Origin of the sequence: Hyphomicrobium sp., from assembly GCF_003987855.1 — a bacterium.
Taxonomy (GTDB): Bacteria; Pseudomonadota; Alphaproteobacteria; order Rhizobiales; family Hyphomicrobiaceae; genus Hyphomicrobium_B.
In genome coordinates, this window is the sequence record NZ_RXIZ01000007.1 from 73,478 (window position 1) to 86,872 (window position 13,395).

At 62.1% G+C, this 13,395-nt stretch carries 11 protein-coding genes; 9 read left to right on the plus strand and 2 right to left on the minus strand.

What is annotated here, in order from left to right; genetic code table 11:
• Nucleotides 1-40: 40 nt before the first annotated feature.
• Nucleotides 41-250 carry a cold-shock protein gene (locus EKK30_RS05640; protein WP_290982500.1) on the plus strand — a complete coding sequence of 70 codons (210 nt, stop codon included), beginning with the start codon at nucleotides 41-43 and terminating at the stop codon, nucleotides 248-250.
• Nucleotides 251-374: 124 nt separating this feature from the next.
• Complete coding sequence (locus EKK30_RS05645; RefSeq protein ID WP_290982503.1) at nucleotides 375-566, plus strand: hypothetical protein; 192 nt, start codon at nucleotides 375-377, stop codon at nucleotides 564-566.
• A gap of 179 nt (nucleotides 567-745) precedes the next feature.
• On the opposite strand, the gene EKK30_RS05650 is transcribed toward EKK30_RS05645, so the two are convergent.
• Nucleotides 746-1,363: a GNAT family N-acetyltransferase gene (locus EKK30_RS05650; protein ID WP_290981525.1), complete on the minus strand. Its 618-nt coding sequence runs from the start codon at nucleotides 1,361-1,363 to the stop codon at nucleotides 746-748.
• A gap of 304 nt (nucleotides 1,364-1,667) precedes the next feature.
• Between EKK30_RS05650 and EKK30_RS05655 the strand changes: the two genes are divergently transcribed.
• Nucleotides 1,668-2,831: an acyltransferase gene (locus EKK30_RS05655; RefSeq protein WP_290981528.1), complete on the plus strand. Its 1,164-nt coding sequence runs from the start codon at nucleotides 1,668-1,670 to the stop codon at nucleotides 2,829-2,831.
• 27 nt (nucleotides 2,832-2,858) lie between these two features.
• On the opposite strand, the gene EKK30_RS05660 is transcribed toward EKK30_RS05655, so the two are convergent.
• The gene (locus EKK30_RS05660) at nucleotides 2,859-3,476 is read right to left on the minus strand and encodes a DUF1285 domain-containing protein (protein WP_290981531.1); all 618 of its coding nucleotides are present in this window, start codon (nucleotides 3,474-3,476) and stop codon (nucleotides 2,859-2,861) included.
• A gap of 190 nt (nucleotides 3,477-3,666) precedes the next feature.
• Here EKK30_RS05660 and EKK30_RS05665 point away from each other — a divergent pair, with 190 nt between their 5' ends.
• From EKK30_RS05665 to EKK30_RS05690, 6 genes are all read left to right on the plus strand, one after another.
• Nucleotides 3,667-4,665, plus strand: coding sequence for a MoxR family ATPase (locus tag EKK30_RS05665; protein WP_290981534.1), 999 nt, complete (start codon nucleotides 3,667-3,669; stop codon nucleotides 4,663-4,665).
• Between the two features lie 7 nt (nucleotides 4,666-4,672).
• Nucleotides 4,673-5,671, plus strand: a complete 999-nt coding sequence (locus EKK30_RS05670) for a DUF58 domain-containing protein (protein ID WP_290981537.1) — start codon at nucleotides 4,673-4,675, stop codon at nucleotides 5,669-5,671.
• On the plus strand, nucleotides 5,668-8,655 hold the full coding sequence (locus EKK30_RS05675) for a DUF4159 domain-containing protein (RefSeq protein ID WP_290981540.1): 2,988 nt from the start codon (nucleotides 5,668-5,670) through the stop codon (nucleotides 8,653-8,655). Before EKK30_RS05670 ends, EKK30_RS05675 begins: the two co-directional genes overlap by 4 nt.
• Nucleotides 8,656-8,667: 12 nt before the next feature.
• Nucleotides 8,668-10,809 carry a hypothetical protein gene (locus EKK30_RS05680; protein ID WP_290981542.1) on the plus strand — a complete coding sequence of 714 codons (2,142 nt, stop codon included), beginning with the start codon at nucleotides 8,668-8,670 and terminating at the stop codon, nucleotides 10,807-10,809.
• A gap of 27 nt (nucleotides 10,810-10,836) precedes the next feature.
• The gene (locus EKK30_RS05685) at nucleotides 10,837-11,622 is read left to right on the plus strand and encodes an NAD(P)-binding domain-containing protein (RefSeq protein ID WP_290981545.1); all 786 of its coding nucleotides are present in this window, start codon (nucleotides 10,837-10,839) and stop codon (nucleotides 11,620-11,622) included.
• Between the two features lie 83 nt (nucleotides 11,623-11,705).
• Nucleotides 11,706-13,319, plus strand: a complete 1,614-nt coding sequence (locus EKK30_RS05690; protein ID WP_290981548.1) for a DUF4332 domain-containing protein — start codon at nucleotides 11,706-11,708, stop codon at nucleotides 13,317-13,319.
• Nucleotides 13,320-13,395 lie beyond the last annotated feature (76 nt).

The following is a 13,395-nucleotide window of genomic DNA, read 5'->3' on the forward strand; positions in this document are numbered from 1 at the left end:
GTTGTCGGATAAACGCGCAAACGAACTAAGGATATCTTCTATGCAGACTGGAACCGTGAAGTGGTTCAACAGCCAAAAAGGCTTCGGCTTCATCCAACCGGATGAAGGCGGCAACGACGTTTTCGTGCACATCAGCGCCGTTGAGCGCGCTGGCATGCGCAGCCTGAACGAGGGCCAGAAGGTCTCGTTCGACATCGTTGCGGATCGCCGTAGCGGCAAGTCCTCGGCTGACAATCTGCGAGCTGCTTAATCTCGCGATTGGATCGAGATGAGCCGGCTCACCGCTGGCTACAGACTGGATCGACGAACCCGCGTCTGCTCCGCCAGCCGCGGGTTTTTGTTTGAGTATCAAATCAAGGAGCGCTCGCATGGCGATGCCCCCAAAAGATCCGTTGACCGCCGCCGGGATCAAACAGCGCCGCGCGCAGGAAGCCTCCCAGGCCATGAAAGATCACGAGAGCGAGCGCCAAGCTGTTCGCGCCAAGACCGAACGCCTCCGCGCTGAGCGTCTCGCGCGCGAAGCCGCCGCTCCGCCCCCGCCGCCGAAAAAGAAGCGTAGCAGCTGAGAGCGATTGATTAGAGCTGACAGTTAGACCTCACCGCTCTTCTTAGGGATGGAGCCGTCCCCGCCCCGCGACACACTTTTCGGCGAAGCTCCGGTCGCGGCTGAACCGTCATTGCCAGAGGCACTCGGCCTGAAAGGACGGCTAAGTCCTTTCGAAATTTGAACCCATATTTTTTTGCATCACCGCTCCAATAAAGGAATCTGAGGCGCGGCGGTTCGCGGCAGCAGGCCAGCGAGGCGTGGATCGTTCTCCACCTCGACCATAAAGGCATAGGGCCGAAAGCCGGACCGCCGATAGAACGCCACCGCATCCGGATGATCAAAGCTGCAGGTGTGCAGCCACAGCCTGCGAATGGGATGCGCCCACGCCGTATCGATTGCGAAATCCATCATGAACCGGCCCGCGCCTTTGCCAATCGCATCTCTGACAACGCCGAACCACGTAATCTCGCACTCCTGATCTTCGCGAAAATCCAATTCGAGCAGACCGATACGCGCGTCGCCGTCGTGCAGGACAAAAAGCTCGATGCCCGGATCGCTGAGGACGGCCGTCAATTCTTCGTCGGTCAGCCCGAGCCGCGAACACCACAACCAATCTTCACCGACGGCCCGGAACAACGCCCGATAATCATCGAGATCAGGGGATCTCCAGCGCGATATCGCAAACGCCGACGTGCCAATCACGGCGCGCGACGTCGCCGGCCGCTCGCACATCTCGACGAACGTCACGGCATTGACGAGCTTCCCCGCCGGTATCGGCGAATAGCCGTCTGGAAGTAGAGGGTTGTCGGTTTTCATCGCAGGAGGGTATGGCGGCACGCGAAGGCGCAGGCAACGCGTCTACCGGTCTCGGCAGGTGGGGGTGCAGGCCATCGAAGTGGTGGCCGGATGAGAGGGGGCGACACACGGATCAAGCGGACGGCGCGGTTCACCCGGCTTCTTTTACGCCGATGCACCGGGTGCGCTTAAATTGGAATTTGTTCAAAGCGCAAAGCAACATAAGACATAATCCATCCTACATAAATCGTCCGTATAGCACGCAATTAACTTTAGTGCGACGATCCCGGTGCGCTACGGTGGCGTACCACGCGGGAAGTCCGACATGCGTACACACATTTATCCCCTCGATGCCGTGCGCTTTTTTTCAGCGCTCTGCGTGATGGTTTTTCATCTCGCATTTTACGATTGGGCCTCGCCGTCATCGACCGTTGGACAGATGCTCGCGCATGCAACATCGTATCCTGAGGCGACTCCCTTTGCCTCGTTCGGATGGATAGGCGTTGAAATCTTCTTCGTGATCTCGGGATTTGTGATCGCGAATTCGGCGAGCGGAGCCTCTCCGATTGCATTTGCGAAAAGCCGTGTTCTTCGTCTCTATCCGGCGGTGTGGATATGCCTGCTCTTCACGCTCTCAGCTTGGTTACTCGCGGGCGGCCAGACCACACGTCATCTCGCGAACGAATTTGCACGAACATTTACGCTCTGGATATCCGGGCCGTGGCTCGACGGCGTATACTGGTCGCTTGCGGTCGAAATCGTGTTTTATGCCATCGTCTTCGTGGTGCTCGTATCAAGCCGCTTCGAGCAGATCAGAAACGCCGCCAGAATATTGAGCCTGATGTCGGCAACCTACCTTTTGCTTCATACTTTCGTGCCGCACATTTTTACGTCGCCCGAGGGACAATGGATCGTCGCTCATGCTGATGTGCTGCAGCTACGTTATGGCTGCTTTTTCGCGCTCGGCATTTGGATGTGGCTTTCTACGATACGTGCGCTGAAAACCATTGATTGGCTCGGCATGTTGATGGCCACGGCGACGTGCATGCTAGAAATCGCGCTACGCGCGCAGGAAATGACAAAATTCGAGGTACCGTCGGGCATTGTCATTCCGATTGTCACGCCGGTTGTTCTGTGGGTCGCCGTCGTCCTGTTCATCTTCATAATTGCGCATGCTCCTGAGAGCTTTGCGCCAACGTCCAAACCAAGCAGGGACGCTATGAAGCACCTGGGACAAATGACCTACCCACTCTATCTGACACACTCGGTCGTCGGTGCATTTCTTATACGCACGCTCGTGAATCACGGTGTCAATCCATGGCCAGCGCTAGCGATGGCAATGTTATCGGCACTGATGCTCAGTCACCTCGTAGCCGGGTATGCCGAACCGGCGGTCCGCCGAAGGCTGCGCAGCCTATGGGAGAGGGCCGAGGCCGGACTTGTCCAAGCGCGGGGACTGGAGTTTCTCTTCAAGCGGCAAGCCGGATAACTGAACCGGGCGACGATCTGGCCCGAACTAGATCGGCGAAGGATGACGCAATCCCCACCACAGTCCCCCACTCCAAACCCCCACCTCTTCCCCGCCGTCATCACCCGCGACAGCCAACTCCACCAACTCCGAATACACCGCCCTCGTACACAGCGCCTCAAGCCTCCCGCGCACGAGAACGTAAGGCTTCAGCCCACCATCCGGCTCGCTCGCCTCGAACCGCAGCGGATGCTCCGCATCGACCGTCACCACATCATCGACGTTCGTGCGAAACGTCAGACGCTGCGCGCGGCCCTCACCCACCACCGCCATTTCGACGGCGAGGAACGGCGCATCCTCGACGCGAACGTCCACCTTCTCCGCTGGCGTCACGAGGTACGTGCGCCCGTCTGCATCCTTCCTGAGGATCGAGGCAAAGAGCTTGACGAGCGCCGCCCGGCCAATCGGACTTCCTTGGTACATCCACGTACCATCGCGCCGGATCTCCATGCCGATGTCGCCACAGTATGGCGGGTCCCACTTTTCCACCGGCCTGAGCGCGGTTCCTCCGGCGTCCGATGCGGCACGCAAAATGCCCTCCAATGACGATGTCCGTGCGTCAGATTTTCCGTTCATTGAAGCAACTTGCCGTTTTTCAATCGTCATTTGTGACGCCGCGTTCAGGGCGTCTCCGGACGCAAAACATCCTAACGTAACATTCACTTGACCCTATGAGGCCCGGGCAGGATCGTCTAGGCTTACCCCAATGCCGGGAATGCCGCTGCTCGGACATTGTTTTGCAAGGCGATTTTCGCCGAGATTTCGAACCACCACGGCTCCGCGCGAGGCCCCCCTTATGAGCACTGTCGTCGAAACCCATACCGATATCGTGCCCCGGCTTGAAGCCGCTGCCGAGCGCGTCCAACGCGCACACAAAGCGGCAGCGAGCGTCATCTTCGGACAGGATCTCGTGATCGAGCGCACCTTGATCACGATTTTATCCGGCGGACACGGATTGCTCATCGGCGTGCCGGGTCTCGCAAAGACATTGCTCGTCGAAACGCTCGGCAAGGTACTGGGCCTTGACGCCAAGCGCATTCAGTTCACGCCTGACTTGATGCCGTCCGACATCATCGGCTCGGAAGTGCTGGAAGACGAACCTGGACGCGGCCGCGCGTTCCGCTTCATCAAAGGCCCGATCTTCACGCAGCTTCTGATGGCCGACGAAATCAACCGTGCGTCGCCCAAGACGCAGTCGGCGCTCTTGCAGGCGATGCAGGAGCATCACGTCACCGTCGCGGGCCAGCGGCACGACACGCCCGCGCCCTTCCACGTGCTGGCCACCCAGAACCCGCTCGAGCAGGAAGGCACGTATCCGCTGCCCGAAGCCCAGCTCGACCGCTTCCTGTTGCAGATCGACGTGACCTATCCCGATCTCATCGCCGAGCGTCGCATGCTCTACGCCACGACGGGAACCGAGACGCCGAAGCTCGATACCGTCATCTCCGCGCAGGAGCTGATGGCGACGCAGCGTCTCGTTCGTCAGATCCCCGTGCCCGACAAAGTTGTCGAGGCGATCCTCAACCTCGTCCGCTCAGCCCGTCCCGGCACCGGCGCCAACGCCGATACCGATAAGTTCGTCGCCTGGGGGCCGGGGCCGCGCGCCAGCCAGGCGCTGATGCTCGCCGTTCGCGCCAAGGCGTTGATCGACGGCCGCCTCGCGCCATCGGTCGATGATGTCGTCGCGCTGGCCGAACCGATCCTGAAACACCGCATGGCGCTCACGTTCGCGGCGCGCGCCGAGGGCGAAGATCTCAATCACATCATCGCGCGTCTCGCGGCGGCCGTGGAGTAGGTGCGGGATGGCAGGCCCTCTCGGGCGGACATCGGCGGCAGGTGAAGGCCGAAGCTCTGAAACGAAGCGCGTTCTGTCATTGGAGCGCGAAGCGATTTCGCTTGTCGACCGCATGCCGGAGCTGCTGATGGAAGCGGCCCGCATCGCCTCGACCGTCGCGCAGGGAATTCACGGTCGCCGCCGCGCCGGTCCGGGCGAAACCTTCTGGCAATTCCGCCAGTACCAGTCGGGCGAAAACGCCGCCCTCGTCGATTGGCGCCGCTCGGCGAGCTCCGATCATCTTTTCGTTCGCGAGCGCGAATGGGAAGCCGCGCACACGCTTTATCTTTGGCCCGATGTTTCCCCGTCGATGGATTTCAAGAGTCATCTGGCTCCGGTGACGAAGCGCGACCGCGCGCTCGTGTTGACGCTTGCAGCTGCCGAGCTTCTTGTTCGCGGTGGCGAGCGCGTTGCCCTGCTCGCGCAGATGCTGCCGACGGCCAACCGCAACGCGGCCACACGCATCGCCGAGACGATCGCCACCAACGCCAATTCCGATCTTGTCCAGAAAAGCCTGCCCCCAAATGCCGGGCTCAATCGGTTTTCCGGACTGATCCTGTTCAGCGACTTCCTTGCCCCCGTGCATGCCATTCGCGAACGCCTCGAAGGCTATGCGGGCGTCGGTGTCGGCGGTCACCTCGTTCAGGTCATCGACCCCGCGGAAGAAACGTTGCCCTATCACGGCCGCACCGAGTTCCTGACGCCGTCGGGAAGCCAACGCTGGGTCGCCGATCGCGTCGAGTCTCTTAGGCCGAAATATCAGGCGCGCTTTGCCGCCCATCGTGCCGAACTCGCCGAGATGGCCAAGCGGCTTGGATGGTCGCTGCTCACGCATCACACCGACCGTCCGGCGTCCGAACCTTTGCTGTCGCTTCTGATGCGCCTGAACGGCTCAGCTCAGGGCTATCGCTGGCTGTCGGCAAGCTCTGATGCCGTTCAATCTGAAGGCAAGGAGCGCGCTCGATGAGCTTCGGCCCGCTCGCCTTTCTAAATCCCTGGCTGCTCGCCGCGTTGGTGACCTTGCCCGTCATCTACTGGCTGCTTCGCGCCGTCCCGCCGCGGCCAACGCAGGTCGAGTTTCCGCCGACGCGCATTCTCGTCGGGATCGAGAACGACGAGAAAACCGCCGAGAAGACGCCCTGGTGGCTGACTCTTCTGCGGCTCATCGCGGCGACCCTCGTAATCCTCGCGCTCGCGGATCCGATCCTGAACCCGTCGAAGGATAAGGGCCTCGCCGGCACGGGACCTGTGGTCATCTTCACGGACAACGGCTGGGCTGCGGCCTCGCGCTGGCCCGAACGCGCGAACATGATCCAACGCATCATCAGCGAGGCTGAAAGCGGCGGCCGCCCGGTCGTCATCGTGCCAACCGCTGCTGCAAGCAAGCTACCGACCGTCAAGATCGAACCGCCCGGCGAAGCGCGCAGCACCGCGGCCGCGCTCAGCCCGCAGCCGTTCGAACCGGATCGCGAAGCGGCGTTCTCAGCGCTTCACACCGCTCTCACGTCCGCCGGCATCAAGAATCTCTCTGTCGTGTGGATTCACGACGGCATCGATCACAAAGGCAAAACGGCTGATGTCGCGACGAAGCTCCAAGACCTTGCCGGTGGCAACCTGGCAGTGATCGATGAGACGCGCGGTCACGAGCCGCTCGGTCTCGTCGCCAACCTCGCCGAACGCGGCAAACTCGAAGCCACCGTTCTCTCGGTAGGTGGCCCGGAACGCGAAGGCACCGTCTTCGCATTTTCAAGCCGTGGCGAACGTCTTGGCGAAGCACACTTCAACTTGGGGGCCGGCGCCTCTTCCGCGAAGACGACGTTCGACATTCCGCTCGAGCTACGCAACCAGGTCGCACGCATCGAAATCGCCGGCGAGCGGTCAGCAGGCGCCGTCAGCCTTATCGATGCGATGACGCAATGGCATCGCGTCGGATTGATCTCCGGCGAGAGCCGCGAGGAAGCGCAGCCTTTGCTCGCGCCGCTCTATTACATCGAAAAGGCGCTGAAGCCCTACGCCGACGTCGTCTCGAGCAAGGATTCCAATCTGGCCCAGGGCCTCGATTCCATCCTGAGGCAAAACGTTTCGGTGCTCATGCTCGCGGATATCGGCACGCTCAGCGGCGCTGCCGCAGAAAAGGTCGATGAATTCGTCAAGCGTGGCGGGTTCCTCGTTCGCTTCGCCGGCCCGCGCCTTGAAAAGGCGGGCGATGATCTCCTCCCCGTCGTTTTGCGCAGCGGCGGCCGTTCGCTCGGCGGCGCGCTCTCGTGGTCATCTCCGCAGACGCTCGCGTCGTTCGATGAGGCAAGCCCGTTCGCCGGCCTTTCGGTTCCCAAGGACGTGACCGTCACGCGCCAAGTGCTCGCCGATCCCGCCGAACTGACGCCCGACGTCGAAATCTGGGCGCGATTGCAGGATGGCACCCCGCTCGTGACGTCGGCAAAACACGGCAATGGCCGCCTCGTCCTATTCCACGTGACGGCAAATTCGGATTGGTCGAACTTGCCGATCTCAGGGCTCTTCGTCGAAATGCTTCGGCGGCTCTCGACCATGGGAGCGATCGGCGCCGCAGGATCAGGTGACGGCCAGACCGAGGCGTCGTCCGGTGACAGCGCATCGAAACCGAACAACGCAAGTGCCGCTGTCTTGCCGCCTTTGAAGACGCTTGCAGGCAACGGCACGCTGGTCTCGCCGCCGCCGACCGCCGAGCCTTTGAAAGCGTCGGATCTGGAAAAGCTTCGCCCCGATATCGAGCATCCTCCAGGCTACTACGGACAGGCAGCTGCACCGCGCGCGCTCAACGTGCTGAATGCAAAGAGCGCGCTTGTTCCCTTCCCTGCCCTCCCTCAGGGCGTGACGCGGCTCAGTTATGAAGACGCGTCGAGCACGGCATTGAAGCCCGCGATGCTGGCACTGGCCCTCGCCCTTCTGCTGATCGACATTCTCGCCGTGACGCTTCTGCAGGCGGGCGGACTAGCCGGTCTCTTTGCGCGCCGTCCAGGTTCACATCGTCGAGCCACCGGCGCTGTGATGATTGCCTTCGGCATTCTCGCGTTCGGCGCGACGGTCGCCGGCACCAAGCCCGCATCAGCTCAGCAGTTGCCGCCCGAATTTCGCGATGCCATTCCGCAATTCGACGGCTTCTCCGGTATGTCGCCGACGCAATCGGGTCCCGATGTCGTTCGCCCGCCAGCCTCGCCCACTGATAATGCCGCGATAAACGCCACGAGCAAAGTCACGCTGGCCTACGTGGTCAGCGGCGACCGCGAAACCGACGAGACGAGTCGTGCCGGCCTTCGCGGGCTGGGGCGCGTGCTGCAGACGCGCACGGCGGTTGAACCAGGCGAGCCCGCCGCCGTCGATATCGCCAAGGACGAAATCGCTTTCTACCCGGTCCTTTACTGGCCGGTCCTTGAATCGGCCAAGCCGCTTCCCGATGCGACGATCGCCAAGATCGACGCCTACATGAAGGAAGGCGGCCTGATCATCTTCGATACGCGCGATTATGGCCAAGGCGGCGCCAACCTTTTGCCTCTCGCCGGCAATGGCGGCACCGCATTGCAGCGCCTCTTGAGCAAGCTTGATGTGCCCCCGCTCGAACCCGTGCCCGAGACGCACGTCGTTACCAAATCGTTCTACCTCCTGCGCTCGTTTCCGGGACGATGGGACGGCGGTCAGCTCTGGGTCGAAGCGACGCCAAAGAACGACAATGACACGCACAAGGCGCGCGTATCCGACGGCGTGACGTCGATCATGATCACATCCAACGATTTCGCGGCGGCTTGGGCGCTCGATGATCGCGGCCGCCCGCTCTACCCGGTCGTGCCGGGTGGCGAGATGCAGCGCGAAATGGCATTCCGCGGCGGCATCAACATCGTGATGCACGCACTCACCGGCAACTACAAAGCCGATCAGGTTCACGTACCCGCTCTCCTCGAGAGATTGGGTCAGTAAGGACGCAGTATTTTGAACTGGTCGATTACGTTTGCGCCTCTTCTGCCGACGCCGATCCTGATCGGATTGTCGGTGGTCGCGCTCGCGCTCGTTCTTTTGCTGCTGTTCCGCCGGTCGCGTGGCGCGCTGATCCGTGCCGCTGCGCTGGCCGCCCTCATCGCCGCGCTCTTCAATCCGATCCTGAAGGAAGAGCAGCGCGAGAACCTCGCCAATGTCGCGATCGTCGTTCTGGACGACAGCCCCAGCCAGAAGCTCGCCGATCGTACCAAGCAAATGGAACAGATCCGCGCCAATCTGGAATCGAAATTCGCGAAGATTCCGAACCTCGATATCAAGTGGGTGACGGGCGGCGTTCCTTCCGATTCCGCCCCGCCGGGAACCAACCTGTTCTCCGACCTCAATGCCGCACTCAACGACACCGCTCCCGACCGCATCGCGGGCGTGCTCTTCGTGACCGACGGCCAGGTGCACGACGTCCCGAAATCGGCAGCGACCCTCGGCTTCGATGCGCCCGTGCACACGCTCCTGACTGGCAAGCGCGATGAATTCGACCGTCGCATCGAAGTTATCGAAGCTCCGCGTTACGGCCTCGTCGGCCAATCGCGCGAGATCGAGGTCGCCGTGCGTGAGACAGGCAGCGCGCCGTCGGCAAATTCCGGCGCGGCGACACTGAAGGTTCGTCGCGAGGGCCAACCGGACGAGACGATCCGGACCGAGATCAACCGCAACGTCAAAATCGACATGCCGATCCCACACACGGGAACGAATATTGTCGAAATCGAGCTGCAGCCCGTCGATGGCGAACTTACAACGGCCAACAATCGGGCCGTCGTCGCCGCTGAAGGCGTTCGCGAGAACTTGCGCGTTTTGCTCGTCTCGGGCGAACCGCATCCCGGTGAGCGCACATGGCGGAACCTTCTGAAGTCCGATGCCGCCGTCGACCTCGTGCATTTCACGATCTTGCGGCCACCGGAGAAGCAGGACGGCACGCCGATCAACCAGCTGTCGCTCATCGCCTTCCCGACACGCGAGCTCTTTTCGGAAAAGATCAACGAGTTCGATCTCATTATCTTTGACCGCTACGAGCATCGCGGCATCCTGCAGCTGCTCTACTACGACAACATCGCCCGTTACGTGAACGAGCATGGCGGTGCGCTGCTTGTGGCAGCGGGCGACGATTACGCGAGCCCCTACAGCGTCTACAAGACGCCGCTTGCGCCGGTCCTCCCGGCTGCGCCTACGGGCCGCGTGCTCGAAATGCCGTTCAAGGCGAAAGTCACGGCTGAAGGACAAAAGCATCCCGTGACGCGCGACCTGCCGGGTTGGAATGGCGCACAGGTGGCCGACAACTCTCCGCAGCCGTCCTGGGGCAAATGGTTCCGCCAGGCCGAGGTGACGCCGCTTCACGGCCGCGTCCTGATGAACGGCGCCGAAGAAAAGCCGCTGCTCATTCTCGACCGCAAGGGCAAAGGCCGCGTCGCGCTCCTGACATCCGACCACGCGTGGCTCTGGGCGCGTGGCTACGACGGCGGCGGCCCGCATACCGACCTGCTCCGTCGCCTGTCGCATTGGCTGATGAAAGAGCCCGACCTTGAAGAGGAACGGCTGACGGCTTCGGCAAAGGGCCTGAAGCTCACCGTCGAGCGCCGCTCCATGGAAGACAAAGTCGGTCCGGTGAAAGTGTTGGGTCCAGGCGGCGACAGCTCTACGATCACGCTCGAGTCGGTGCCGGTCGAATCCGGCGTGTGGCGCGCGGCTGTCGATGTGAAGATCCCCGGACTCTACAAACTCGAAACCGAAGGCCCCGATGGCATGCTCACGGCCGTCGCGAACGCCGGCGTCGAAGATCCGCGAGAGATGAGCGAAGTCACGGCTACAGACCAAAAAATGAAACCCATCGCCGATGCGACGGGAGGCGGCGTCTTCTGGACCAAGCCTTCCGGCCTTCTCGCGTCTGCAACCGAAATCGATGTGCCGCGTATCTCTATGATGTCGGCGGCGAAGGTGATGGCGGGTTCCGATTGGCTCGGTCTGAAGGATCGGCAGGCATATTTGACCCGCGGCGTGAAGCTGACACCGATGTTCACGGGCTTCGCGGCCTTGTCCGCCCTGCTCGCCCTCATTGCCTTGGCTTGGTGGCGCGAGGGACGATAATAACAACAACAAAGGCGCACGAACGAAATGGGCATCTCGGCGAACAATCGGCCCGTCGGAGTCGTGGGCAATGACCGCTTGGGCGTAGCGGTAGCGGAGCGTTTCGCCTCCTGCCATCTACCAACCCGTTACGCAGCGCTACTTGGCTCGCCCGCCGTGGTATTTGGCGGGCATCTCTCTCCGATGGAGTTGTCGTCGAAGGCGGAGCCTGACTGCGCCGTCGTGCTCGCCGCCATCGAGGACACCGAAACGTTTCGAAACTTGCTGCTGGGCACCAACGCGGCCGGCCGCCTGGCTCTCAAAACTGGAAGCGTCATCGTCGATCTGGGTGCGCGAACCCCGCGTGAACTCGACGCGCTGCTCACAATTCTGGAACCGCTCGACGTCGCGTTGGTTGACGCCACCCTGCTTGGCGGAGCCGAATCGACTGCCCAGGGCCATGCCAAAGTGCTGCTCGGCGGCGCGGAGCGCGGCGTCGAAATCGCCGAGAGTGTCCTCTCGCTCCTTGGTCAAGTTGAGCGGACCGGTCCGCTTGGAAGCGCCCATGCCGCGGCTGCCTTGATGGGCTACATCGAAGCCGCCCACGCCGTTGCGCGGGAGGAAGCGGTTGCACTTGGCGCCGCGTGCGGCCTGACCCCGGACATGATCGCGCGTGTATTGTCCGAACGCGTACCCCCGCACGGGCTCAACGTCGTCCAACTCGCCCGTCGTGCCGACCTCGCCCGCCGCATTGCCCGCGACCGTATTGGCGGCGCCGACATCATCGACCTCGCAGCCGAGAAAAACGCGCGGGCTCAACGCGAAAACCGTTGATGACCCGCCGATCCTTCCTTGCACGGATCGAGCCTAGGCCGCGACTCGCGTAAGCATCGGACCACTTTACCGCGATAACCCGCATGACCAGGGGCCGTCCGATGTCGCCGCTCTATCGAATTGTGTATGCCACGCACGCCAACGGCACGCACCACAAGCTCGCGCTGGACGCCCTTGAGGCTATGACGCGGCCTGATAGTGCCGACTGGACACGTCTCTTCCTCAAGCACGTCGAGCGCTATCTGGAGGGCTCCAAAGCCCCTGACGTAACTTTCAAGGACTTCAAGAACCACGTCCTGCACGTGTCCGAAAACTATTGGGGCGGCGCGCCCGAAAAAACCCAGGAATGGTACAACCGCACGGTCTTCGAACTGAAGGCAGGGAACTGGCCGGACGCAGTCTACGCCGCCGGCGTGCTCAGCCATTATTTCACCGATCCGGTGATGCCCTACCACACGGGGCAGACGGAAGCGGAAAATGCCGTCCATCGCGCCACGGAGTGGAGCATCAACCGCTCCTATAACGCCCTGCGCGAGCTTGGGGAGAAACGCTTCGGCCGCTTGAGCATCGCTGTCCCTTCGGGACAGAAGTGGCTCGCGGAGTTCGTGTGCGATGGCGCGGAGTTCTCGCATCGCTACTACGAGAAGCTGATTTCTCATTACGACATTCACAAGGGAGCGACGCGGCCCGAAGAAGGTCTCGACGACATCGCCAAAGGGATCGTCGCCGAACTTCTCATCTACGCCTCAACAAGCTTCGGGAAGGTGCTCGACCGCGCGATCAGTGAAGCGGGCGTTGCAGCGCCGGAGGTGACGCTGACGGCCGAGACGTTCCTGGCGATGACTCAGATTCCCCGCAAGTTCATCGAGAAGCGTCTCTCCAATGAGGCGGACCGCAAGCTCGTCGCCGCCATCTACGATGAATTGAAAACGACGGGACGCGTCGATCGCGCATTGCCGGAAGATGACCGCGTCATCCGCGACCTGCATCAGGCCGAAGTCCTTGCCCCCAAGCTCGCCGAACGCGACGCCGCCCGCGCCGCCCGTATCAGAGGCGCCGACAATACCGCGCTTGAACTCGCTGTTGCGAAGTCGGCCGTCGCCGCGACCGCGATCTCCGAAAAGCCACCTGAAATTCCGCCGGCCAGGATCCCGCCACCCGTGCCTCGCGCTCCCGAAGCCGTCAGCATCGCGTCGCGCATGCTGCCAATCCGTCCCGCGGAGATCCGCCCCGCGCCGCCCCGCCGGATGGAGGAGCCCGCATCAGGCGTTCAGGTCTATCTCCACGAAGGCGACGATCTGGAAGCCGCACCTTCGATCGGACCTAAGATGGCCGATCGCTTCGCCGGCCTCGGCGTCCACACTGTTGCCGACTTCCTGAAACAGAACCCGGAGCAGCTCGCCGAGAAGCTCGCCGATCCGCACTTCGACGCAGAGACCCTGCTCGAATGGCAGGAGCAGGCCATCCTCGTCATGGCCGTCCCGGGACTTCGCGGTACGCACGCGCAATTGCTCGTCGGAGCAGGATTTAAAACGGCGCAGGCCGTCGCAGAAGCCGATCCGCTCGCGCTTTCGGCAAGCGTGCTCAAATTCGCCACGACATCGGCCGGCAAGCGCATCCTGCGAGAAGGCCGTCCGCCCGACATCGAGAAGATCAAAACCTGGGTTGAATTCGCGAAACAAGCTGCTGCGGCTTAGTTTCCTATTTTACCCTGGCCTCATACGAAGGCCAGAAGCGCACGGGACTTTATCCAACGCCGAGCTTGCCATCGGC

What these genes read in the sequence shown, in the direction of transcription:
- EKK30_RS05640 (WP_290982500.1), top strand. Translation starts at nt 41, where the DNA reads ATGCAGACTGGAACCGTGAAGTGGTTCAACAGCCAAAAAGGCTTCGGC.
- EKK30_RS05645 (WP_290982503.1), top strand. Translation starts at nt 375, where the DNA reads ATGCCCCCAAAAGATCCGTTGACCGCCGCCGGGATCAAACAGCGCCGC.
- EKK30_RS05650 (WP_290981525.1), bottom strand. Translation starts at nt 1,363, where the DNA reads ATGAAAACCGACAACCCTCTACTTCCAGACGGCTATTCGCCGATACCG.
- EKK30_RS05655 (WP_290981528.1), top strand. Translation starts at nt 1,668, where the DNA reads ATGCGTACACACATTTATCCCCTCGATGCCGTGCGCTTTTTTTCAGCG.
- EKK30_RS05660 (WP_290981531.1), bottom strand. Translation starts at nt 3,476, where the DNA reads ATGACGATTGAAAAACGGCAAGTTGCTTCAATGAACGGAAAATCTGAC.
- EKK30_RS05665 (WP_290981534.1), top strand. Translation starts at nt 3,667, where the DNA reads ATGAGCACTGTCGTCGAAACCCATACCGATATCGTGCCCCGGCTTGAA.
- EKK30_RS05670 (WP_290981537.1), top strand. Translation starts at nt 4,673, where the DNA reads ATGGCAGGCCCTCTCGGGCGGACATCGGCGGCAGGTGAAGGCCGAAGC.
- EKK30_RS05675 (WP_290981540.1), top strand. Translation starts at nt 5,668, where the DNA reads ATGAGCTTCGGCCCGCTCGCCTTTCTAAATCCCTGGCTGCTCGCCGCG.
- EKK30_RS05685 (WP_290981545.1), top strand. Translation starts at nt 10,837, where the DNA reads ATGGGCATCTCGGCGAACAATCGGCCCGTCGGAGTCGTGGGCAATGAC.
- EKK30_RS05690 (WP_290981548.1), top strand. Translation starts at nt 11,706, where the DNA reads ATGACCAGGGGCCGTCCGATGTCGCCGCTCTATCGAATTGTGTATGCC.